Annotated in this window: 18 protein-coding genes and 3 tRNA genes; 9 read left to right on the top strand and 12 right to left on the bottom strand. The window is 69.8% G+C overall.

The window, feature by feature from the left end; translation table 11 throughout:
- Positions 1-1221, bottom strand: a 1221-nt coding sequence (locus ACYVD1_RS31810; RefSeq protein ID WP_460778170.1) for a molybdopterin molybdotransferase MoeA, incomplete at its 3' end; no start/stop codon positions are given.
- 205 nt (positions 1222-1426) lie between these two features.
- Here ACYVD1_RS31810 and ACYVD1_RS31805 point away from each other — a divergent pair.
- The 3 genes from ACYVD1_RS31805 to ACYVD1_RS31795 all read left to right on the top strand — a co-directional run bounded on the left by ACYVD1_RS31805 (position 1427) and on the right by ACYVD1_RS31795 (position 1699).
- Positions 1427-1499: transfer RNA gene (locus ACYVD1_RS31805), tRNA-Gly, on the top strand.
- 42 nt (positions 1500-1541) lie between these two features.
- Positions 1542-1612, top strand: a tRNA-Cys gene (locus ACYVD1_RS31800).
- A gap of 13 nt (positions 1613-1625) precedes the next feature.
- Positions 1626-1699: transfer RNA gene (locus ACYVD1_RS31795), tRNA-Val, on the top strand.
- A gap of 476 nt (positions 1700-2175) precedes the next feature.
- Here the strand turns inward: ACYVD1_RS31795 and ACYVD1_RS31790 are convergent.
- Both ACYVD1_RS31790 and ACYVD1_RS31785 read right to left on the bottom strand, forming a co-directional pair.
- Positions 2176-2349, bottom strand: a complete 174-nt coding sequence (locus ACYVD1_RS31790; protein WP_460778169.1) for a hypothetical protein — start codon at positions 2347-2349, stop codon at positions 2176-2178.
- Between the two features lie 66 nt (positions 2350-2415).
- Positions 2416-3234 (bottom strand): SAM-dependent methyltransferase, encoded by an 819-nt coding sequence (locus tag ACYVD1_RS31785; RefSeq protein WP_460778168.1) that lies wholly within the window; start codon positions 3232-3234, stop codon positions 2416-2418.
- A 183-nt stretch (positions 3235-3417) separates the two neighbouring features.
- Between ACYVD1_RS31785 and ACYVD1_RS31780 the strand changes: the two genes are divergently transcribed.
- The 3 genes from ACYVD1_RS31780 to ACYVD1_RS31770 all read left to right on the top strand — a co-directional run bounded on the left by ACYVD1_RS31780 (position 3418) and on the right by ACYVD1_RS31770 (position 6832).
- On the top strand, positions 3418-4212 hold the full coding sequence (locus ACYVD1_RS31780) for an SAM-dependent methyltransferase (protein ID WP_460778167.1): 795 nt from the start codon (positions 3418-3420) through the stop codon (positions 4210-4212).
- A gap of 186 nt (positions 4213-4398) precedes the next feature.
- Positions 4399-5622, top strand: coding sequence for an MFS transporter (locus ACYVD1_RS31775; protein WP_460778166.1), 1224 nt, complete (start codon positions 4399-4401; stop codon positions 5620-5622).
- Positions 5623-5797: 175 nt separating this feature from the next.
- On the top strand, positions 5798-6832 hold the full coding sequence (locus ACYVD1_RS31770; protein ID WP_460778165.1) for a uroporphyrinogen decarboxylase family protein: 1035 nt from the start codon (positions 5798-5800) through the stop codon (positions 6830-6832).
- Positions 6833-7002: 170 nt separating this feature from the next.
- Here the strand turns inward: ACYVD1_RS31770 and ACYVD1_RS31765 are convergent, their stop codons facing one another.
- From ACYVD1_RS31765 to ACYVD1_RS31750, 4 genes are all read right to left on the bottom strand, one after another.
- Entirely contained in the window at positions 7003-8727 is a 1725-nt protein-coding gene (locus ACYVD1_RS31765; protein WP_460778164.1) for an amidase, read from the bottom strand.
- Positions 8724-9794 carry an agmatine deiminase family protein gene (locus tag ACYVD1_RS31760; RefSeq protein ID WP_460778163.1) on the bottom strand — a complete coding sequence of 357 codons (1071 nt, stop codon included), beginning with the start codon at positions 9792-9794 and terminating at the stop codon, positions 8724-8726. The genes ACYVD1_RS31765 and ACYVD1_RS31760 overlap by 4 nt, the downstream gene beginning before the upstream one ends.
- A gap of 44 nt (positions 9795-9838) precedes the next feature.
- On the bottom strand, positions 9839-11371 hold the full coding sequence (locus ACYVD1_RS31755) for an APC family permease (RefSeq protein ID WP_460778162.1): 1533 nt from the start codon (positions 11369-11371) through the stop codon (positions 9839-9841).
- Between the two features lie 140 nt (positions 11372-11511).
- Positions 11512-12927 carry a flavin monoamine oxidase family protein gene (locus ACYVD1_RS31750; protein WP_460778161.1) on the bottom strand — a complete coding sequence of 472 codons (1416 nt, stop codon included), beginning with the start codon at positions 12925-12927 and terminating at the stop codon, positions 11512-11514.
- A gap of 217 nt (positions 12928-13144) precedes the next feature.
- Here ACYVD1_RS31750 and ACYVD1_RS31745 point away from each other — a divergent pair, with 217 nt between their 5' ends.
- Complete coding sequence (locus tag ACYVD1_RS31745) at positions 13145-13816, top strand: TetR/AcrR family transcriptional regulator (protein WP_460778160.1); 672 nt, start codon at positions 13145-13147, stop codon at positions 13814-13816.
- Between the two features lie 66 nt (positions 13817-13882).
- On the opposite strand, the gene ACYVD1_RS31740 is transcribed toward ACYVD1_RS31745, so the two are convergent.
- The 3 genes from ACYVD1_RS31740 to ACYVD1_RS31730 form a co-directional block, all read right to left on the bottom strand.
- On the bottom strand, positions 13883-15316 hold the full coding sequence (locus tag ACYVD1_RS31740) for a gamma-aminobutyraldehyde dehydrogenase (protein WP_460778159.1): 1434 nt from the start codon (positions 15314-15316) through the stop codon (positions 13883-13885).
- Positions 15317-15458: 142 nt separating this feature from the next.
- Positions 15459-16358: an SDR family oxidoreductase gene (locus tag ACYVD1_RS31735; protein ID WP_460778158.1), complete on the bottom strand. Its 900-nt coding sequence runs from the start codon at positions 16356-16358 to the stop codon at positions 15459-15461.
- The gene (locus ACYVD1_RS31730) at positions 16355-17260 is read right to left on the bottom strand and encodes an NAD(P)H-binding protein (protein WP_460778157.1); all 906 of its coding nucleotides are present in this window, start codon (positions 17258-17260) and stop codon (positions 16355-16357) included. Before ACYVD1_RS31730 ends, ACYVD1_RS31735 begins: the two co-directional genes overlap by 4 nt.
- Before the next feature lie 512 nt (positions 17261-17772).
- Here ACYVD1_RS31730 and ACYVD1_RS31725 point away from each other — a divergent pair.
- Complete coding sequence (locus ACYVD1_RS31725; protein WP_460778156.1) at positions 17773-17895, top strand: hypothetical protein; 123 nt, start codon at positions 17773-17775, stop codon at positions 17893-17895.
- 246 nt (positions 17896-18141) lie between these two features.
- On the top strand, positions 18142-19572 hold the full coding sequence (locus tag ACYVD1_RS31720; protein WP_460778155.1) for an HNH endonuclease signature motif containing protein: 1431 nt from the start codon (positions 18142-18144) through the stop codon (positions 19570-19572).
- 833 nt (positions 19573-20405) lie between these two features.
- Here ACYVD1_RS31720 and ACYVD1_RS31715 read toward each other — a convergent pair.
- Positions 20406-21563 (bottom strand): acyl-CoA dehydrogenase family protein, encoded by a 1158-nt coding sequence (locus tag ACYVD1_RS31715; RefSeq protein WP_460778154.1) that lies wholly within the window; start codon positions 21561-21563, stop codon positions 20406-20408.
- Positions 21560-22114, bottom strand: a 555-nt coding sequence (locus ACYVD1_RS31710; protein ID WP_460778153.1) for an acyl-CoA carboxylase biotin carboxyl carrier protein subunit, incomplete at its 5' end; no start/stop codon positions are given. The genes ACYVD1_RS31710 and ACYVD1_RS31715, both read right to left, overlap by 4 nt.

Raw genomic sequence — 22114 nt, 5'->3', positions numbered from 1 at the left:
GGGCCCGGGGGGCCCTCCGGGCCGGGACAGGCGCGCCACCCCGCCGCCGCCCCCGCCCGGCGGCACCACCGCGAAGGCCTCGGCCAGGGCGGCGCCGCGCAGACTGCCCGGGCGGTCGTGGCCCACCGGCTCGGCCCGCCCCTGGGACAGCCGCACCGCGACCAGCCGGGTGTCGTCGGGCCTGGAACGGACCTCGGCGGACATCGGCACCGGACCCGAACCCGCTGCCGGGTCCGGGCGCCCGGCCATCGCGCACAGCAGCGGCACCAAGAGCGTGAGCGACGCCACCAGCGCCGCGTTGGGGTTGCCCGGAAGACCCACGAAAACAGTGCCGCCCGTCTGGTCACGGGTGTGCGCGAGCAGCTGCGGGTGGCCCGGGCGGCAGGCGACGCCGTCCACGACCGTCTCCGCGCCCAGCTCCGCCAGGACCTCGCGCAGGTGGTCGGCGGGCCCCTTCGACGACGAACCGCACACGACCACCACGTCGGCCCCGTCCGGTTCCAAGGCCGCACGCAGGTCCGCGTAGCCGTCACCCAGGAAGCGGACCCGTTCCAGCTCGCCCCCGGCCCAGGCGACCACGCCGGGCAGCAGCGGCCCGATCGCGTCCCGCACCACGCCGTCGCCGGGAAGCCCGTCCGTGGCGATCTCGTCACCGGTGACCAGCACCGAGACCTTCGGCAGACGCACCCGAAGGCTGTCGTGGCCCAGGCTCGCGGCCAGCCCCAGCACAGCAGGGGTCACCGGGGTCCCCGGCTCCAGGACCGTCTCCCCCGGCGCGGTCTCCTCCCCGGCCCAGCGCACGTGCCTGCCCTGGTGAGCCTCACCACGCACCCGGCCGTCCACCGCCTCGGTCCGCTCATAGGGCAGGACCGCCTCGGCACCCTTGGGCACGCGGGCACCGGTGGCGATCTCCACGGCCTCGCCCGCACCCAAGGCGAGCCCCGCGACCGGAGCACCGGCCAGCTGCGTTCCCACCAGGGTCCAGGGCCCCTCCCCCGACACCGCGAACCCGTCCATCGCCGAGGCGTCGAAAGCGGGCGACCCCACCAACGCCCTGAGATCCGCGGCGAGCACACCACCCAGCGCGCTCCGCAACGGAAGCACTCGCTCCGAAGCACCCAGCGCTTCCCCCAGTGCGCGGGCCCGCGCACGGGCCCGCCCCCAGGAGAGCGCACCGCGGTGACCACCGCACGCCGAACCGTCCGCCACCGGGTTGTCCATGCCGATCCGCCCACCCTGTCTTTCGAGGCCGTGACCCCTTGTTCTACCCGGGCCATGTGACGCGGACGCTACCGCCCCTCCCAGCTCCCAAGACGACCGCCGCACGGCCCCGACCAACTCCGATTTGCCGTCTGTGGAATCTCCGCTAAAGTCTTTACCAGCAGCAAGGCGCGGCCAACGGAAACGGAGGCCGGGCCCGTAGCAAGCGGACGTAGCTCAGCTGGTAGAGCATCACCTTGCCAAGGTGAGGGTCGCGGGTTCGAATCCCGTCGTCCGCTCGGAGGAGACGAGGGGCGGCTGGTACGCTCCACGGATAACTCGGTGGAGTGGCCGAGAGGCGAGGCAGCGGCCTGCAAAGCCGTCAACACGGGTTCGAATCCCGTCTCCACCTCCCAGTTTCACTGGGGCGATTAGCTCAGTTGGCTAGAGCACTACCTCGACACGGTAGGGGTCACAGGTTCGAGTCCTGTATCGCCCACAAGCAGCACCGCAGGTCAGAGAGTTATCTGGCTGTAGCGGCGAAGATGATCATCCCGCCTTGGGAGATATCCGGGAGATCAACTTCGAAGCGGGTTCCTTCGGGGGCCCGCTTTCGCTGTTTCTACGGTAGTGCTCTTCGAGGATCGGCGCCATACCGAAGAGCCGGTCCCGTTCCGCCCGGGTGAGAGCGTCTACGCTCCGCACCCACCGGGTCTCGGTCACTTCGAGTACACGCGCCTTCATCTCCGGAGTCATGGGTTTGGTCATTGCCCGGACACAACAACGGCCTTCGCATGATCAGGTGCTTCAACCAGGAACACACCTGAGCACAACGGAGGCCGTCACCCATGAGTGTGCCGCACCAGAAAAACCTCCCTGTCGAGTCACTGTCGGAGTTGTCCCGATTGCGCTCCGAGTTCCACGCCTGCCTGACCACACACGCTGATTCCCTCTTCGAGGTCTGCGAAGCCCTGGTCAGCGCTCCGACCCCTGCGCCACCTGGCGCAAGGTGGCCCCTGTTGCACCTTGGGCGGTGGCCGTCGGCAGGATGATGGCCCACAGCTGCTCTTCGGTTTCGGTCTCCAACGTCAGCAGTGTGGTGTCGGGGACCAGGTCAGGGCGGATCCGCTCGGGCGCGGTCCGGGTCACGACTCACCCTCTCGAACCTGTCACGGGAACCCCCGACCGGTGAGTTCCAGCCCGACCCGAGCCGCCTCACCCGCTCTTGCGGGCCACGCCGCCGAACTCGTCCACTGGCTGCGGGGTACCGACCTCGGTCGGCTGTGGACGCCACAGTGAGCACGAGGTCACCCCGGGCTCGATCAGGTCGAACCCCTCGAAGAGCTCAGCGATCCGCTCCGGCGACCGCAGCACCAAGTAGGGAGTGCCGTTCTCGTTCCACTGGCGGGTGGCCTCCTCCATGGCCTCGGGCTGGACCACGGCGCTGGGGTGGGTGATGGCCAGGTAGCTGCCCTCCGGCAAAGCGTCCATCAGGCGCCCCACCAAGTCGCGGGCCTCGTCGTCGTCCTGCACGAAGTTCAAGACGCCCAGCAGCATCAGCGCGACCGGGCGGGAGAAGTCCAGAACCCGGGCGGCCTCGGCCAGGACCCGGTCGGTGTCGCACACGTCGGCGTGCACGTACTCAGTGGCGCCCTGCGGGCTGCTGGTCAACAGAGCACGTGCGTGCGCCAAGACCAGATCGTCGTTGTCCACGTAGACGATGCGCGAGTCGGGGGCCACACTCTGAGCGACCTCGTGGGTGTTGTTGGCGGTGGGCAGCCCGGTACCGATGTCGAGGAACTGGCGGATACCGACCTCGCCCGCCAGGTAGGTGACCGCCCGCTCCAGGAAGGCACGGTCCGCGCGGGCATTGTCAACGATCTGAGGCATGCCCTGCTGGATCAGGTCTCCCAGCTCACGGTCCACGGGGTAGTTGTCCTTGCCACCCAACCAGTAGTTCCAAATGCGCGCGGTGTGGGAGACGCTGGTGTCGATCGTGGGCTGATGGCTCTGCACGGGGGGTTTCTCAGCCACAGGGGACTCCTGTCATATTCTGCACGGTGCCCGGTTACACCGTGCACTCCTGGCAGGGATCTTACGTCCTCGTCTGGGCGTGAATGCCCCCTGAAATCCCCACCGCACGGGCCCTTCGCTGTGTCTGGCCGTCGATCGACCACGAAGTTGTGCTGCCGCACACGGGCTTCCTATGCTCGGCCCATGGAATCCTCCCAGCCCCAAATCAATTCCGACATCCCCCACTCAGCCCGCGTGTGGAACTACTGGCTCGGCGGCAAGGACAACTATCCCGTGGATCGGGAGGCCGGTGACCAGTTCCTCAAGGTCTTCCCTGGCATGGCGCAAGGCGCCAAGGCCTCGAGGGCCTTTCTGGCGCGCACCGTGCGCTATCTGGCGGCAGAGGCCGGAATCCGCCAGTTCCTCGACATCGGTACCGGGCTGCCCACCGCCAACAACACCCACGAGGTGGCACAGAGCGCACGCCCAGAGGCGCGGATCGTGTACGTGGACAACGACCCCCTGGTGCTGACGCACGCTCGCGCACTGCTGACCAGCACGGGTGAGGGTTCCACGAACTACGTCCACGCGGACCTGCGAGAGCCCGAGAAGATCCTCGAGGCAGCCCGGGAGACCCTGGACTTTCGGGAGCCGATCGCGCTGATGCTCATGGGTATCCTCGGGCACGTCACGGACTACGACCAGGCCCGCGACATCGTCGGACGATTGGTGCGGGCCCTTCCGTCAGGCAGCTACCTGACGATCAACGACGGCACCAACGTACACAGCGAGGCCAACGCCGAAGCACACGAACGCTACAACCAGAGCGGCGCCGTACCCTACGTCCAGCGCAGCCCCGAGGAGCTGGAGGGGTTCTTCGAGGGACTGGTCCTGGTCGAACCGGGCCTGGTCTCGGTTACACGGTGGCGCTACGACCAGAACAGTTTCGGTGTACCACCCGAGGTGGACGGCTACGGAGCGGTCGCACGTAAGCCCTGATGCGAAGCGCAACCGTGCCTGACCGCCCACCGTCGGTGGCAGTCAGGTGACCGCCATCGAAACGGTTGCTCGCGCGGCACCGCCGGTCAAGGCCTTCGACCGGCGATGCTGCGACAGTGGTCGTGCGCGCATACGTGAAATCAGTGAACCGCCGACGGACGCTCACCCGAGGTGAAGGGCGATCGCTTGACAGCCGAGTCTCCTACGGGCGCCCGTACGCGGAGCGGCCTCTGGATCGTTGCGGTGCTGTTCCTGCTGATCATGGCGTTCTCGACCGCGCCCACTCCGCTGTACCCCCTCTATCAGGGCGCTGAGGGGTTCGGGTCCGACGTGATCAGCGTCGTCTACGCCATGTACGCCGTCGGAGTGCTCACGAGCTTGCTCCTGGTCGGGCACGTCTCGGACTGGTACGGGCGCAAACCGCTTCTCCTGGGGTCCCTGCTCTTGGCGCTGGTGGCGAGTTCGCTCTTCGTGGCCTCCACACACCTGACCACGCTGCTGGTCGCGCGCTTCGTCAACGGGGTCGCGGTCGGCATGCTGACCGCGACCGCCACCGCCGCGCTGGTCGCGTTGAACCGCGCGAGCCGGAACCCGCACTCACGGACCTTCGTGGACACCCTGACGATCGTCGTCAACGTGGGCGGCCTCGGGCTCGGTGCCGCGTTCTCCGGGGCGGTCGCCGCGCTCGGTACCGCCCCGCTGGTCCTCCCGTACGCCCTCTTCGGTGGCGCCTTCCTGCTCCTGGTACCCCTCGTCGTCCTGGTCCCGGAGACCGTGAACGTCCGCCGTCCCCTCCCCCGCTACCGGCCCCAGCGGCTGAGGGTTCCCGCCACGTCGCGGGCCGCGTTCTGGTCGAGCCTTGGACTGGCCTTCGTCGGTTTCGCCGTGTTCGGACTGTTCACGTCGCTGGCACCGTCCCTGCTCACCAGCGGTTACGGCCTGGACTCGCCGTTCGTCGCGGGCGTGACGGCCTTCTCGGTGTTCGCCTCGGCGGCGACGGCCCAGGCCCTCTTCTCCCGGGTGCCAGAGCGGTCCCGCGTCCCGTTGGCCGCCACCCTGCTCGTCACGGGCCTGTTCGTGATCACCGTGCAGGAGTTCGCACCGAGCTACGTCCTCTTCCTCCTCGGAGGGACCATTGCGGGTGCCGGTTCGGGCACCGCCTTCAAGGCGGCGGTCGCCACCATCAACGATCTCAGCGACCCGGACCACCACGCCGGAATCCTCGCCAACCTCTTCCTCGGGGCCTACGTCGGCATCTCGGTACCGGTCATCGGCCTCGGTGTGGCCGCCACCGTCCTACCGCTGCCGATCGCCGTCACGCTGTTCTCCGCGGCCCTGGCCGTGCTCACCGTCCCCGTAGCGGTGGTGCACGTACGCTCCGCCAGTACCAAGCCCTCCCCCTCGGCCTGAGTCCCCGCCGCGGATCCCTGCCGCGGGTCCTCGGTAAAGAGAGGTAGCGCGGACCGGCGACGCCTGAAAGGGTGGGGTCCCTCCCGCCCACCCGCACGAGAGCACTCCCGCCCGCTCGGCACGTTCTCACCCGATTCCCGGCGTCAGACACCCCTGAGCTCGAAGGAGGCAGCCCATGTTCACACACGGCGCCCGTTTGCCGACCTCGATCGTCGGCAGTATGCCGCAACCCGACTGGCTGATCGACCGGGAGAAACTCGCCGACCGGTTCCCACCGCGGGTCCGGGCCAAGGAGCTGTGGCGGGTGGATTCGGACTTCCTCACCGAGGCCCAGGAAGACGCGACGCTACTGGCGATCCGCGCCCAGGAGGACGCGGGCCTGGACATCGTCACCGACGGTGAGATCCGGCGGGAGTCCTACTCCAACCACTTCGCGACGGCCCTCGACGGTGTCGACATCGACAACCCCGGTACCGCGCTCGACCGTTCGGGGCACCCCAATCCGGTCCCCAGGATCACCCACGAGATCACCCGGCCCCACCCGATCCAGGCGGGCGACACCGCGTTCCTGCGGAAGGCGACCGACCGCACAGTCAAGATCACCGTGCCCGGCCCCTTCACCATGGCCCAACAGGCCCAGAACGACTACTACGCCACTGACCGCGGCGTCGCCCTGGCCTACGCGGAAGTGGTCCGCGCGGAGATCGCCGACCTGTTCGCCGCCGGTGCCGACATCGTCCAGATCGACGAGCCCTACCTCCAGGCGCGGCCAGAGGCTGCGCACGAATTCGGCGTCGAGGTCCTCAACGAGGCACTGCGGGACGCGGCCGGGCCGACCGCGCTGCACATCTGCTTCGGATACGCGGCGATCATCCACGAACGCCCCGACGGCTACTCCTTCCTCGGGGAGCTCGCCGACACCCCGGTCGACCACGTTTCCGTCGAGACCGCCCAGTCGGGCCTGGACCCGGCCGCCCTGGACCCCCTGCGGGAAAAGGGCGTGATCCTCGGCGTGCTGGACCTGTCGACCCACGAGGTGGAGACACCCGAAGAGGTGGCCGACCGGGTGCGGCGCGCACTGCCGCACGTGGACGCGGCCAAGCTGGTCCTCGCCAGCGACTGCGGGCTCAAGTACCTGCCCCGCGCGTCCGCCGAGGGGAAGATGCGATCGCTCACCCAGGCCGCGGCCCTCGTGCGCCGAGAACTCTGAGCGGTCCGATACCCCCGGAGGCAAGGAGGGTTCACCGGTTCACCTCCCTTGACACTCGCAACGTTCGACCAGTCCAGAGCAGGTTCCGGAGTAATCCGGCCACCTCTTGGCGAATGCACCGGCTGCACCGGAGGCCCCCAGTGCGGCCGGTACTGGCCCCCGCACGGACCTCAGGTCAGGCGCGGCGTTCTAGGTGGCTCTTGGCGGCGGTGCCCGGTCGCCTCGAAGGCAGCCGCGATCCGCAGGAGGCGCGCATCGTCGTAGGCGCGCCCGGCGAAGGTCAGCCCCACGGGCATGCCTGTGTCGGGCATCGTGCCCATCGGCACCGTCACGGTGGGGATGCCCAGGTGGCGCCAGACGAGGTTGCCGTTGGCCACCCACACGCCGTTGCGCCAAGCGGTGTCGGCGGAGTCGGGGTTCACGTCGGCGTCGGCCGGGGCGACGTCGGCCACCGCTGGGAAGGCGATCGCGTCCAGGCCCAGGCGGTCCAGCCAGTCCTCGAAGTCCACCCGCCGGGTGCGCTCCAGCCCTCGGAGCCCCTCCTCCAGGTGCGGGACCTCGGTGAAGGAGGAGATCCCCGTGCGGCGCACGAACTCCGGGTAGGCGGCGATGTCGTCGTCGAACCCGTCGTAGCGGTCCGGAAGGGCGTTCGGGTCGTGCGGGAAGACGCGCTCGCCGTCGACCTGCCCCAGGTCGTCCAGGAGCGGGTCGCCGTTGGCGCGCAGGAAGTCCTGCCAGGCCCAAGCGGACAGGTCCAACAGCTCGCGGTCCAGGTAGTCCCGGCTCACCAGCCCGCGGGTCTTGACCGTGGGCGCCCCCGGTCGGTCACCCTCATAGTTGCTCACCACGGGAAGGTCGGTCTCCCGCACCAGGACGCCGGAGGCCTCCAAGTCGGCCCGAGCCGCCTCCCACAACCGCAGCACGCTGGGCCGGGTGGCCACCGGCTGTCCGGTCGGCCCGCCGATACCGGGGGCGGCCGCGGTTCCGGCTTCGGGATCCCGGCCGGTGTAGAGCCGCGGCGCACCGAGCCGGAGCCCGTCCAGGGCCCGTCGGCCGGCGTCCGCGTCGGCCACACCCAGGTCGGCGAAGGTTTCGGGCCGTACCGCCGAAGCCGCCGGAACGTCGATCCACGGCTGGCTGCGCCAGAAGTCCCCGCGCAGCTCGGCGTCGTCGGCGACGATGACCTCCAGCAGCTCGAACATGTCGGCCATGGTGCGGGTGTGGGGCACCACGACGTCCATCGTGGGCACGAGCGGCCAGTTGCCCCGGATGGAGATCACCCCCCATGACGGTGTGTAAGCGCACAGTGCGTTGTTGGAGGCGGGGGCGCGCCCGGAGGACCAGGTCTCCTCCGCCAGTCCGAAGGCGGCGAAGCTGGCCGCCGTGGCCGTTCCCGAGCCGTTGGACGATCCCGAGGCGAAGGCCGAGGTCAGGTAGGCACCGTTGTAAGGGCTCTCGGCACGCCCGTACACGCCGCGCTGCATGCCGCCGTTGGCCATGGGCGGCATGTTGGTCAGGCCGACCAGCACCGCGCCGTTCTCCCGCAGGCGCTGCACCGTGAACGAGTCTCGCTGGGCGACGAGGTGCTCGAAGGCCGGTGATCCGGCCGCGACCGTCAGCCCGCGGGCCTGGTAGCTGTCCTTGGCGGTGTAGGGGATCCCGTCGAGAGGGCCCAGGGTCTGCCCGAGCGCCCGGCGCTCGTCGGAGGCCCGGGCCTCGGCGACGGCGTAGGGGTTCATCACCACCACTGCGTTGAGCGCTATCCCGCCGTGGTCGTAGGCCTCGATGCGCGCCAGGTAGGCCCGCACCAGATCCTCGCTGGTCACACGGCCCCGCTCAAGGTCCTCGCGCAGTTGCGGGATCGTGGCCTCGACGACGTCGTAGGGCTTGGTCACTGGGACCTCCCCTTCAAGCGCGGGGCCGGCTGCTGCTGGGTGATGCAGTGGATGCCGCCGCCGAAGCGGAAGATGTCGCGGGCGTCGACCTGTTCGATGCGCCGCCCGGGGTAGGCCCCAGCCAGGATCCGTGCGGCGGCGTCGTCCCGCGGATCGTCGAAGGCGCACAGCACCACGACCCCGTTGGCGACGTAGTGGTTGATGTACGACCAGTCGACGAACTCGCCGTCGTCGTCGGTCAGGGTCTCGGGGGCCGGGACGTCGACGATGCGCAGCGGCTTGCCGTCGGCGTCGACGGCGCCCTCCAGGACCCGGCGCAGGTCCTGTGTGACCAGGTGGTCGGGGTGTCGGGCGTCGTCCTGGCGGTGCAGCAGCACGGTGCCGGACTCGGTGAAGGCCGCCACGATGTCGACGTGCCCGCGGGTGCCGAGCTCGTCGTAGTCGCGGGTGAGGCCCCGGGGCAGCCAGACGGCGTGCCTGGTGCCCAGTCTGGCGTGGATCTCCGTCTCGACGGCGCCCTTGTCCAGCCCCGGGTTGCGGCCCGCGTCCAGCTGGACGGTATCGGTGAGCAGCACCGTGCCGGAGGCGTCGACGTGGATGCCGCCGCCTTCGTTGACCAGGGTGCTCGGGATCCGGGGCACCCCGGAGACCTCGGCCATCCTGCCGCCCAGGAGCCGGTCGGACTCCCAGTCCGCCCACTGCTGGGCGCCCCAGCCGTTGAAGACCCAGTCGACCCCGTGGACCCGGCCCTGCGCGTCGTGGACGAAGGTCAGACCGGAGTCGCGCATCCAGGCGTCGTCCAGGGGCAGGACCGCCGTGTCGATCTCCGGACCGAGCAGGGCCGCGGCCTCGTCGGTGTCGTCGGGGGCGACCACCACCGTCACCGGTTCGTACCGCGCGACCGTGTGGGCCACCGCGGCCCAGGCCGCGCGCGCACGCCCCAGGGACCGGCCCCCGCGCGGGCCGAAGGTGTCGTTGGGCGGCGGGAAGGCCATCCAGGTGCGCTCGTGCGGCGCCCATTCCGGCGGCATCACCGTGGGGCGTTCGGCAGGACTGTGAGCGATCATGTCAATCCTTGTCGTGGAACAGGGCGCTGGAACCGGTCGGCGAATCAGCTCTCCGTGGGGTATTCGGTGGTCGCGAACCTGCGCCGGAAGAACTCCGGGCTGCGCAGGTACTGGACGACCATGGCCACGCCCCCCAGGGCGAAGATGGCGACACCCAGGACGAACACCAGCCCGACCCCGCCGATCTGCGATCCGGAGCCGTAAGCGGGGTCCATCGAGTCCCAGGCGGTCTGGAAGAAGAAGACGAGCAGCAGGAGCCCACCGAGCAAGGGTGCCACCAGCTTGGCGACCAGGGCGCGCAGCGACGCGGTGGCCTCGTGCCGGAAGTACCAGACGCAGGCGATGGCGGTCACGCCGTAGTAGAAGCAGACCATCATGCCGAGCGTGGTGATGGTGTCCCAGAGGACGTTCTCGGAGAGCACCCGCATGACCGTGTAGAAGACCGAGGCGATGACCACCGCCACGACCGTCGCGTACACGGGGGTCTTGTGCACCGGGCTGACCCGCGCATACTTGGGCGAGAGCGCCCCGTAGTGGCCCATCGCGAGCATCGTGCGCGCCGGTGAGATCATCGTGGACTGCAGCGAGGAGGCCGAGGAGGACAGCACGGCAAGGGACATCAGGACGGCGAAGGGACCCATGACCGGTCCGGCCAGCGCCGCGAAGACGTTCTCCTGGATGTCGGGGTTGCCCAGACCGAACTCCCCGGTGCCCACGCCCGCGAAGGAGAGCGTGGCCACCGTGACCGCGGTGTAGAGGGCGACGATCACGAGGATGGTGGCGATGGCGGCCTTGCCCGGGGTGGTCGTGGTGCCGCGGCTCTCCTCGTTCATCGTCACGACCACGTCCCAGCCCCAGTAGATGAAGACCGAGAGGGCCACACCCGCGGCGAACGCGGAGAAGGACTCGACGCCGAGCGGGTTGAACCACTCCAGCCGCACGGGCGTGGCGTCGAAGGCCCCACCTGCACCGACCCTGGCGAACGCGGCGATCGAGAACCACAGCAGCACCGCGAGCTGGAACGCGACCAGGATGTACTGGAAGGTCTTGGTGGCCTCCAGCCCTCGGTAGGAGATCCAGGCCGCGGCTGCCATGAAGGCCAGGCAGGTCAGGACGTTGACCGGCACGTTGCGGGTCAGGTCGGCGATCCACCCCTGACCGGTCAGCTGTGCGATCGCCAGGTAGAAGAAGTCAACGGCGATCCCGGCGAGGTTGGACAGCACCAGGATGGTCGCGGCCAGCAGGCACCAGCTGGCCATCCACCCGATCCAGGGGCCGAAGGCCCTGGAGGCCCAGGTGAAGGTGGTGCCCGAATCCGGCATGGCCTTGTTGAGCTGGCGGTAGCCGATCGCCACCAGCAGCATCGGCACGAATCCGACCAGCAGGATCGCGGGGAGGTGCTCACCTACCGCGGAGGCCGTCGGCCCCAGCGCCCCCGAGAGGGTGTAGGCCGGGGCGATGGTGGAGACACCGATGACCAGGCCTCCGAGGAGCCCGATCGCCCCTTTGCTGAGGCCTTTCCAGTGTGTCGGGGCGTCGGCCCCCGCCTCCGCGCTCCGTGCGGTGTTGTCCGTCATGAGTTCTCCCTGTGGTCGCCGGGATGGGTTTCGGCGCCGGGGGCGGCGCCGCGGGAACCGGTGAGCGGCGCGGGGTTCGCGGTGCGCTCACCAGGGGGTGGGGTTCGTGCGCTACGGCGCCTCCCCTGTGTGCCTGGGACCTAGGGAGCCCCGAGGGTCTCCTCGGCCGCGCGCCGCCCCTGGCGCAGGGCGCCGTCGACGTGCTGGTATCCCTCAGCCGCCAGGTCGGAGCAGGCCCAGCGGACGGGTCCCACGGGTGTGCGCTGGTCGGCCCCGTAGCGGTGCAGGCCGCCGAGGTCGTAGCTGGCCGCGTAGGCCCCGCGGGTCCACTCCTCGGAGGCGAAGTCCGACTCGAAGTAGACGAGCGGCTCGAGCACCTCGTCACCCAGGTAGTTGGCCATGGAGCGCAGGATCGCGGCGCGGCGCTCCTCGGAGGGCTTGCGCAGGAGGTCGTCGGCGGACTCGTCGGAGACGAAGGCGACCAGGGTTCCGCGCGTGTCCGCGTGGTTGGTGTTGTCGTAGACCTCCTGGCACAGCTCCTTGGCGCCGAAGCCGGTGCCGGAAAGGCCCTTGTCGCGCCAGAACGGGCGCTCGTACACCGCGTGGACCTTGATGACCAGGCCCATCGAGGTGTGCTGGTGCATCTGCTGCTGCAGCCACGGGAGCGCGGGCTCGAAGGAGATGCGCGAGTACAGGTTGGGCGGTACAGCCACGATCACGTGGCGGGCCCGTACGGTGACGCGGTCGGACCAGACGGTGGCCGGGCCCGTGGGCCGTGCGCCATGCGAGGAGGCCTCGTCGTCGCTCCAACGGATGGTCCGGACCGGGCTCTCGAGGAAGACCGTGCCCTCTTGGAGGGCGTCGGCCATCGCCTCTGAGACCGACTGCATGCCCCCGACGACGCGGCGGTCGAGGATGAAGTCCTCATCTACGAGGTTGGAGAAGGAGCCGGCCGAGGCGGCCATGAGAACGGCCTGCAGCACCGAGAACGAGTGGGAGGGCTTGGTCAGCATGCCCCCGGCCATGAAGATGCTGATGTTCTTCCGGGCGGCCTCGTCGTCGGTCTGGCGGCGCAGCCACTCGGTGAAGGAGAGGGTGTCCAGTTCGCGGGCGCGCGGATGGTCCCAGGGGCGCTCGACGCCGATGTCGGCGACCAGCTTGTCCAGGGTCGCGATGACGCGCTCCATCTCCGCCTCGGTCGCCTCTCCGGCAGGGAACATGTCTCCGGTGTACTCGTGGCGGGAGCCGTCCGCGGCGAGGTAGACGCTGGATCCCTCGCGGTGACGCGGGTAGGTGCTCATGCCCAGCTCGTCGAGCAGGCCGAGGAGTTCGGTCTGGTCGGGCGAGACCCACTGTCCGCCGATCTCCAGGAAGGCGCCGTCGATCTCCCGGGACCAGGTGCGACCGCCCACGCGGTCGCGGGCCTCCAGGACGGCGACGGACCGCCCGGCGGCCTGGAGGGTGCGGGCGGCCATCAGCCCGGCGGGGCCGGCGCCCACGATCACGACATCGCGGTCGAGCGTCTCGGCGCTGCCGATGACGTGTGTGCCACTCATGGGTGTGCTCCTTCGAACATCAAAATGAACTCCATTCATTAATAGGGACAACGGGCCCGCTGTCAAGTAGCTCACCCCCGTCTCAGAGGCGACGGCGAGGCTGGTCAGCGGGCTGAACGCCCGCCACCGCGGCGATTCGGCACCCTCGCAACACGCCTACAATCAAGGCGGGGTCGCGTCGACGCCCCGCCGGGTGGACAACAGGAAGTAGGCGTCAGTGAGCCAGCAACCGCGCAGCGCACGGGGCCGGGGCAGACCCTCCTCGCCGGTCCTGTCCCGTGAACGCGTCGCACAGGCCGCGATCCGGATCGTGACCGACCAGGGCTACCGCCACCTGACCATGGCCTCGCTCGCCCGCGAACTCGGGGTCGCCGCCTCCGCCCTGTACAACCACGTCTCCGCCAAGCGCGACGTGCTGGTCCTGCTCCAGGACCGCATCAACGAGCAGATCGACTGCTCCGCGTTCGCCACCGAGCCCTGGGACCGTGCGCTGCGGCACTGGGCGCTCTCCTACCGGCAGTGCTTCATGCAGCACACCGCGCTCATCCCGGTCATGGCGGTGCTGCCCGTCGCCGACTCCCCCCAGACGCTGCGCATGTACGAACGCGTCACCTGCGCCCTGCGCGACGCGGGGATCACCGGTGCCGACGCCGTGGACATCATCGTCGGCGTCGAGGCGCTCGTGTTCGGCGCCGCCTACGACGCCTCCGCACCCACCGACATCTTCGACCCGGGCGGCCTCGAGGAGCTGGCGCCGACCTTCACCCGGTTCGCCGCGCAGCGGCCGTCCGACCCCCGCGAGGCCGCCGACCGGGCCTTCGAGCTCGCGATCGACGCCCTGATCGACGGCCTGCGGCACAAGTACTCCGAGACCGACGACCGGGACTGACCGGGACCGTCGGTTCGGGCTGTCCGGGGCTGCCCGCCGGGATCCCGGCGGGCGGCCCCGGACCGGTCACACCTCCAGCGCGTGCATGACGTGCTTGACCCGGGTGTACTCCTCCACCGAGTACAGCGACAGGTCCTTGCCGTACCCGGACGACTTGAAGCCGCCGTGCGGCATCTCCGCGGCGAGCAGCACGTGCGTGTTCACCCAGACGCAGCCGAAGTCGAGGGCGCGCGTCAGGCGCATGGCGGCGCCGTGGTCGGCGGTCCACACGCTGGAGGCCAGCGCGTAGTCCACGTCGTTGGCCAGGACGACGGCCTCCTTCTCCGAGGCGAAGGTCTGCACCGTCAGGACCGGCCCGAAGGTCTCCTCCTGCACCAGCTCGTCGTCCTGGCGGACGCCGGTCACCACCGTCGGCTCGAGGAAGAAGCCCCGGGAGCCGTCGACCGGCTTGCCGCCGGCCACCACGGTGGCATGCTCGGGCAGCCGGTCGAGCTTGTCGGTGACCGACGCGAAGTGGCGCGCGTTGTTCAACGGGCCGAAGTCGTTCTCGGACTCGTCGGAGCTGCCGGTGCGCGTCTGCCGGGCCGCCTCGGCGAGCAGCTCCACGAACCGGTCGTGTGCGCTCTCCTCGACGAGCACCCGGGTGACGGCGGTGCAGTCCTGCCCGGCGTTGAAGGTCCCGAACTCGACCAGTGCCTTGGCGGTCGCGGGAAGGTCGGCGTCGGCGAACACCACGGCGGGTGCCTTGCCGCCGAGTTCCAGGTGACCGCGCTTGAGCCCCTTGGCCGCGGAGGCGGCCACCTGCTGACCCGCCCGAACCGAACCGGTGAGCGAGACCATGACCGGCTCGGGGTGCTCCACCATGAGCGCCCCGGTACTCGCGTCGCCCAGGACCACGTTGAACACGCCCGCGGGGAAGATCTCCCCGATGAGCCGCGCCAGCACCAGCGTCGACTCGGGGGTCGTGTCCGAAGGCTTGAGCACAATGCAGTTGCCCGCGGCCAGGGCCGGGCCGATCTTCCACACTGCCATGAGCAGCGGGTAGTTCCACGGGGTCACCTGCGCTACGACACCGACCGGTTCGCGGCGGATGTAGGAGGTGTGGCCCTCCATGTACTCGGCCGCCGCGCGCCCCTCGAGCGTGCGGGCGGCGCCGGCGAAGAAACGCAGGTGGTCCACGCCCATGCCGATCTCCTCCTGGGAGATCATCCAGCGCGGCTGACCGGTGTTGCGGTGCTGGGCCTCGACGATGTCGTCGGCGTGCGTCTCCACCGCGTCCGCGAGCTTGAGCAGCAGGCGCTGCCGCTCGGACGGGGTGACGTCCTTCCACGTGTCGAAGGCGTCGCGCGCCGCGGTGAAGGCGGCGTCGACGTCGACCTGATCGGAGATCGGCGACACCGCGACGGTGCTTCCCTCCGAGGGGTTGACGACGTCGATGCCCCCCTGCCCGTGGGCGTCGACGAACGCACCGTTGACGAAGTTCCGGAGGCGGCTGCCCATGAGGTCTCCTCGGCCACATAGATAAAATGATCTATGTTCATTTTATGGGGACACGAGGTGATGGGCAACACACACCACCCCGTACCCCCGCCCTGCGCCCCGCCGGAACCGCCCAGTCGGCGGGGCCGTCGATCTCAGCGCCCTAGCGGAAATCCTCCGCGTGGTCGCGGGCCCACTGGGTGAAGGAACGCCGTGAACGGGCGACGAGCCTCTCGAAGTCGGCACTGTCCGGGACCGCCCCGCCACCGGTTACCGACGCGCCCTGCAGGTCGAGCAACCAGTCGATGACCTCGTGGTCCACACCCAGTTCCGGGTCGTACCACTCCTCGTGGACCTGCTCAGGGGTGAGCTCCACGAAGCGGACCTCCTCCCCGACCGCTTCGCCGATGATCCGCACCTGTTCGGCCACCGTCAGCTCGTCGGGCCCGCCAAAGGTGTAGGTCTGCCCGGCGTGCCCGCCAACCAGCAGGGCGGCCACCGCCGCATCAGCGATGTCGGCCTCGTGGGTGGGGCGGCTCACCGCCGTGGGGAAGGGCCGCCGCACCTCCCGGCGCTCGCGCACCTCGGGTGCGTGGTCCAGCCAGTTGGCCGCGAACTCGCCGGGGCGCAGGAGCGTCCACTCCAGCGCGGATTCCCGGACCGCGCGCTCCACCGGGCGGTAGCCCTCGTCCTCACCGTCCTCGTCCGCCAGCGCACCGGACAGGACCGCGACCCGCTCGACCCCGCACCGTTCCGCCAGCGCTACGACCGCCCGCGCGGTCTCGGGGACCGGGAAGAGGTACAGGCGGTCGGCACCCTCCAAGGCGGGCGCCAGCGATGCGGGGTCCTCAAGGTCCCCCTCGAACACCCGCACAGCCTCCGGCAGGTCGGCGTCCTGGGGACGCCGCGTCAGCGCGCGCACCCGCGCCCCGGCCCGCAGCAGCCCGGAGACCACACCCCGACCCACGCGCCCGGTAGCCCCGGTCACCAGTACCGTTACGTCGTCTGCTGTCACCGCGTCCTCCCGCTGCCGTCCGTTGCCGTGGTCCGCTGCCGGGGTCACCGGAAGTCCTCAGCGTGGTCGCGGGCCCACTGGGCGAAGGAGCGCGGCGCGCGCCCGGTGAGGCGTTCGTAGGTGTCGTTGGCCGGGACCGGTCCGGGCCCCGCCACCGAGTCCGCGAGCTGGTCCAGCAGCCAGTCGATGAACGCGTGGTCCACCCCCTGCTCCGGGTCGTACCACTCGTCGCGGGCCTGCTCGGGGGTGAGCTCCACGAACGCGACCTCCCTGCCGATCGCGTCACTGATCGCGTGGACCTGGTCGATCTGGCTCACCTTGCGCGGCCCGGTGAGCGTGGGCGAGGTGTGGAGGTGGTCGTCGGTGAGCAGCGCAGCCACGGCCACCTCCGCCACATCTGCCTCGTGCACCAGGGCGCTCCCGGCGTGCGGGTAGGGCTCGCGCACCGTGCCGGTGGTGCGCACCGATTCCGCCCAGTCGACCCCGGCAGCGAGCAGGCCCGGTCGGATGTGCGTCCACTCAGCGCCGCTGGCCTCCACCGCCGACTCAATCGCGCGGTGGCCTTCGCGCTCCTCGGCGAGGTGCCGCCGCAGGGGTGAAAGGGAGGCGTCCTCGGGGTCGCCCTGGTAGTCGAAGCCGGCCGCCGCTGACGAGTGGACCACGAACCTGCGCACGCCCGCTCTGACCGCCGTGTCGATGAACCCGGGGCCGACAACGGGTGCCGGGTCCACGAACGGGAACAGGTACACCCGCTCGACCCCGTCGAGCACGGCGGCCCAGGTCTCCGGCCGCTCGAAGTCGCCGTGGACCGCCTCGACCCCCGCGGGTAGCCAGACGGCCGCCGCCCGCGGGTCGCGGGTCATGGCGCGCACGCGCTGCCCCGCCCCCACCAGCCCTTCGACGACCACTTTTCCGATGTTTCCGGTCGCTCCGGTGACCAATATCGTCACGTAGACTCCCTCGCGGTTACCCGATGCGGGTTGCTGAGGAACCGCCGTGCCCGTGCCCGCGTTCACGGCGGTTCCGCTTTCCCGAGGAAGATAGACCGGATTCCGCCCGCGCGCACATGGGATGACATACAGGCTGGTCAGGCGGGCCAGAGTCAGGTTGGGTCAGGTGGATCAGGGTCAGGTGGATCAGACTGACCAGAGCGCGCACCGACTGAATCGAGTCGGTATCTGCACTGTGGGGTTCCCCGCGGGCATGGGAATTCCTACCGGTCCAGGAATCCCCACCGGTCCAGGAATCCCCACCGGTCCAGGAATCCCCACCGGTCCAGGAATCCCCACCGGTCCAGGAATCCCCACCGGTCCAGGAATCCCCTTTCCCGCCGCCCAATTGTGGCCGTCTCCGCTGCGCGCCTCAAGGTCGTCGCCATCGAGCGCTTCGCGCGTCAACGGCGCTCCACCTTGACCCGCTCCGCTACGACGGCGGGTTGGCGGCTATCGGGAAAGGGGGGCGAGTGGTCGAGGTCCATGCCATTTCGGGCTTCGCCCGAAAAACTGAACTCCTCGGCCTGGCGGCCGATCCCTGCCACTCCACCGGAGCGTTGACGGGTCGGGTGTCGCGGCTGGTCAATGTGTGAGGCGAAAACCCCGATGATCTTGCTCCTGTCTCCACCCTCGGCCGTCGAGAATGGCGACAGGAGCAAGATCATTCCCATGCTGGAACACATTTGTCCGCTTTGCCTAAGAATGCACACGAGGGATGGGGACTCCTTTTCTGGTGGCTTCTTTCCGGGGAATGGGAAAGGCGGGTCGGGGTGGCCTGGTAAGGGTGTTGTCACCTCCGGGTTAGGTCCTTTCTTCGCCTTTTTTGATATCCTGGTGGTATGACTTCTTCTTTCGGGCAGTGCGGGAATGCGGCGGGCAATACGCCCGCCGTGGCCGCCATGGGTGCTGCCCGGGGAAAGATCGCTTCGGAGATGGCGGAGGTGCCCCCGACCGGTGCGGCTGGCCAGGTCCTGGACGTGATCTCGCAGGTGTTCGAGGACATGGAACGGGCCCAGCTTTCGATGCTGCTGCGGTTGGCGCAGCTGGAGGCGGCCGGGACCCTGTTGGGGGCGGGTGGGCAGAGGTCGGTGCAGAACTGGCTGATCCACTCGGTGGGGATGGCCCCCGTTGAGGCCAACGGGAGGGCCGAGCTGGCGCGGCGGTTGTTCGCTCAGGAGTTGCCCGCCACCCGGGAAGGCCTGGACTCTGGGTTGTTGTCGATCGGGGAGGCGGTGGCGGTGTGCAGGGCCGCTGATAAGGCGGTGGGGGCGCGCAACACTGGCCGCTACCCGGATGCTGGCCTCTTCCGGCGGATGATGGAGGCTGGGATTTTGGCTTCCAAGGCCAGGGAGCCGTCGATGTCGACCTCCGACATCGCCCGGCTGGGCCGGGAGCTGCTGGCCCAGTACAACCCGGCGGTGGTGGAGGAGCAGTACCAGGCCGCCTTCGACGCCCGTGGTGCGCGTGTGGTGCGCACCTTTGATGGCACTCACCTGTTCGAGGCCTGGGGTCCGGGTGAGCACGCCGAGGAGCTTAGGTGTGTGCTCAAGGCCCACGAGGCGGAGTATGACCCCGAGAGGCTGCACGTGTCGGCCTCGGAGCGGATGTATGACGCGTTCATGAACCTGGTCCGCTCCGCCACCAACCCCACCGGCCCCAGCGAGAGTGCCGAGGGTGCCGGGGGTGGGGACGGCAAGGACGGTAAGCGCGGCAAGGGTCGCAAGCGTGCTGCGGTGGCGATGATCAACATCATGGTGCCCCTGCCCACCTTCCTCGGCCTCCAGGGCGAAGACGGCCCGGCTACGGGTGCGGGTCCGGCGGTGACGCAGGACGGGCAGGTGGTCTCCATGGCCGCGATCCGTGCCCTGGCCCCCAACAGCCTGCTGCGCCGGATGATCACCTCCCCCAAGGGCGACCGGGTGCTGGACGTGGGCCGCACCCAGCGCGATGCCACGGGTGCTCTGCGGGATGCGGGGATGTTCGGCCACACCACCTGCGCCTGGTACCAGGGCTGCAACTTCCCGGCCAGCGGGTCGGAGGCCGACCACAAGCAGAGCTTCTCGGCCGGAGGGTCCACCAGCGCGGACAACATTCAGCCACTCTGCTCGGACCACAACCGGCTCAAGTACCGGAGGGAGACCAACCCCGAGGCCTCCATCTGGCAGGGCCGTCCCTCCCACCGCAACCGCAACAACAAGGGGGAGGACTCGGACGGGGACCCGGAGCCAGCCCAACCCCCTTCCTGGAGTCACGGTCACCCTCGTTTTTGACTCCAACTAGGGGGTTCACCACACACCGGTACCACTCGAGACCGCCCCGGTGTTTCGCGCTGCCCACAGTGACCGGCCGCGACACCCGACCCGTCAACGCTCCGGCGGTGTGGCAGGCATCGGCCGCCAGGCCGAGGGGTCGGGCGAAGCCCGAGGAGTTCGGCCGAAGGCCGTGTTGGTCCCGCTCGGACCTCGACCACGCGTCCCCCTTTCCCGATAGCCGCCAACCCGCCGTCGGAGCGGAGCGGGTCAAGGTGGAGCGCCTGCGATAGCGCGCCAGCGCTTCGACGGCGACGACCTTGAGGCGCGCAGCGGAGACGGCCACAATCGGGCGGCGGGAAAGGAGGACACCCCAGCCCAGAGAGGCAACCCCCGCCGAAGGAGGGAACCCCGAACGCCCCAAGGCAAACGCCCCATCCAACGGTGAAGCTGAGGAGCTCGCCTCTGGGGATTTCGTCGAGGGAGCCGCTGCGAGTGCATCGGGGGTGAACACGTGAGTCGGGGGTGAACACGTGAGTCGGCGGTGAACACGTGAGTCGGCGGTGAACACGGCGTCCTTGGTATGGATGCTGAACTGCTCAACGGAATCGCTGTCGCTCTGAGCCTGCGGGGGCTGCCGCAGCCCCGGCCTGTGCCCGTACCCCGAGAGCCCCCTTGCCCAGGGGCCAGAACGATGTTGCCCGGCTTGAGATCGTTGTCCACAGGCCACGTCCGGTCGACGCGAACCAGAAGTCTTGAGTACCAGAGGTCCCAAGTAAGGGACAGCGAATGCGGCCCCGGGGACTCCGTTGTCCTCGGGGCCGCGCGGCTGTGGGGCTCGGTTGCACGGGCTTCTAGGCGGGCAGTCCCAATTCCCTCGCGATGAGCATCTTCTGGACCTCGCTCGTACCCTCACCGATCTCGAGGATCTTGGCGTCACGGTAGAAGCGGCCCACCGGGTAGTCGTTCATGAAGCCGTAGCCGCCGAACACCTGCGTGGCGTCGCGGGAGTTGTCCATCGCGGCGTTGGACGCGATGAGCTTGGCGATCGCCGCCTCCTTCTTGAAGGGCTCTCCGGCGAGCATCCGCGAGGCCGCGTCGTAGTAGGCCAGGCGCGCCGCGTACGTACGGGCCTCCATCTCGGCGATCTTGAACTGGATCGCCTGGTACTGGCCGATGCTGTTGCCGAAGGCCTGCCGCTCGTGGGCGTACCGGACGCTCTCGTCCACGCAGCCCTGGGCCAGGCCCACGGACAGCGCCGCGATGGCGATGCGGCCCTCGTCGAGGATCCGCAGGAACTGGGCGTAACCGCGCCCGCGCTCGCCCACGAGGTTGGCCTCGGGGACGCGGCAGTCCTCGAAAACCAGCTCGTTGGTGTCCGAGGCGTTCCAGCCGACCTTCGAGTACTTCTGGCCCACGGAGAACCCGGGGGTGCCCTTGGGGACCAGGATCGACGAGATCTCCGGGCGGCCGTCCGCGCGCTTGCCGGTCACGGCGGTCACGGTAACCAGCGCGGTGATGTCGGTGCCGGAGTTGGTGATGAACGACTTCGTCCCGTTGATCACCCACGCGCCGTCCTCGAGGCGTGCCGTGGTCTTGGTTCCCCCGGCGTCGGAACCGCCGTCCGGCTCGGTCAGGCCGAAGGCCCCCAGCGCCTCGCCCGAGGTCAGCTTGGGCAGATAGGTCTTCTTCTGCTCCTCGGTGCCGAACCGGTGGATGGGCATGGCGCCCAGGGAAACACCGGCCTCGAGGGTGATCGCCACGGAGGAGTCCACCCGGGCCAGCTCCTCCAGGGCCAGGCACAGGGCGAAGTAGTCGCCGCCCATGCCGCCGTGCTCCTCGGGGAACGGCAGCCCGAACAGGCCCATCTGCCCCATCTTGGCGACGATGTCGTAGGGGAAGGCCTCCCGCTCGTAGAAGTCGCCGATCACCGGCGCGACCTCGGTCCGGGCGAAGGTCTCCACGGCGGCCCGCAGGTCGGCGTGCTCGGTCGAGAGTTCGTGGCGGTTCATCGCTGCTCCTCGGTGGCGGTGGAAGGTGCGTCGGCCGGGTCCTCGGCCGCCGCGGAGAGGGGTTCGACGGTGACGAGGAGGGCGTCCATGGGTACCGACGCCCCCGGCCGGACCGACACGGTGGTGACGGTCCCGTCGATCGGGGAGGGCACGGAGTGCTCCATCTTCATGGCCTCGACCACGGCGAGCGCGGTCCCGGCGGTGACCTGCTGGCCGACCTCGACCGGCACGTCGAGCACCGTGCCCGGCATGGGGCTGCGCACGGTCCCGTCGGCGGCCGCGTCGGCCTCGCGCAGCGCGGCGGCCACCGGCTCCTCGTGCAGGCTCCAGGCGGTGCCGCCGACGCCCAGCCACCGGTGCGCGGTGGCGGGGTCGTCGGCGCGGGCGTAGGTACGGGTCCGGCCGCCGTACGTGACGGTGAGCTGGGCCCCGTCGGCGGAGCGCCGTGCGCGGGCGGCCACCTGGGCGGGCCCGGATCCGGTCGCCTGCGGCCCGTCCGCACCCATCGGTTCGTGCGTGTCCGCTCCCGCCGGGTCCTGCCCGTCCACGGT

Source organism: Nocardiopsis nanhaiensis (assembly GCF_054778635.1).
This window is presented reverse-complemented; position numbering and strand designations above follow the sequence as displayed.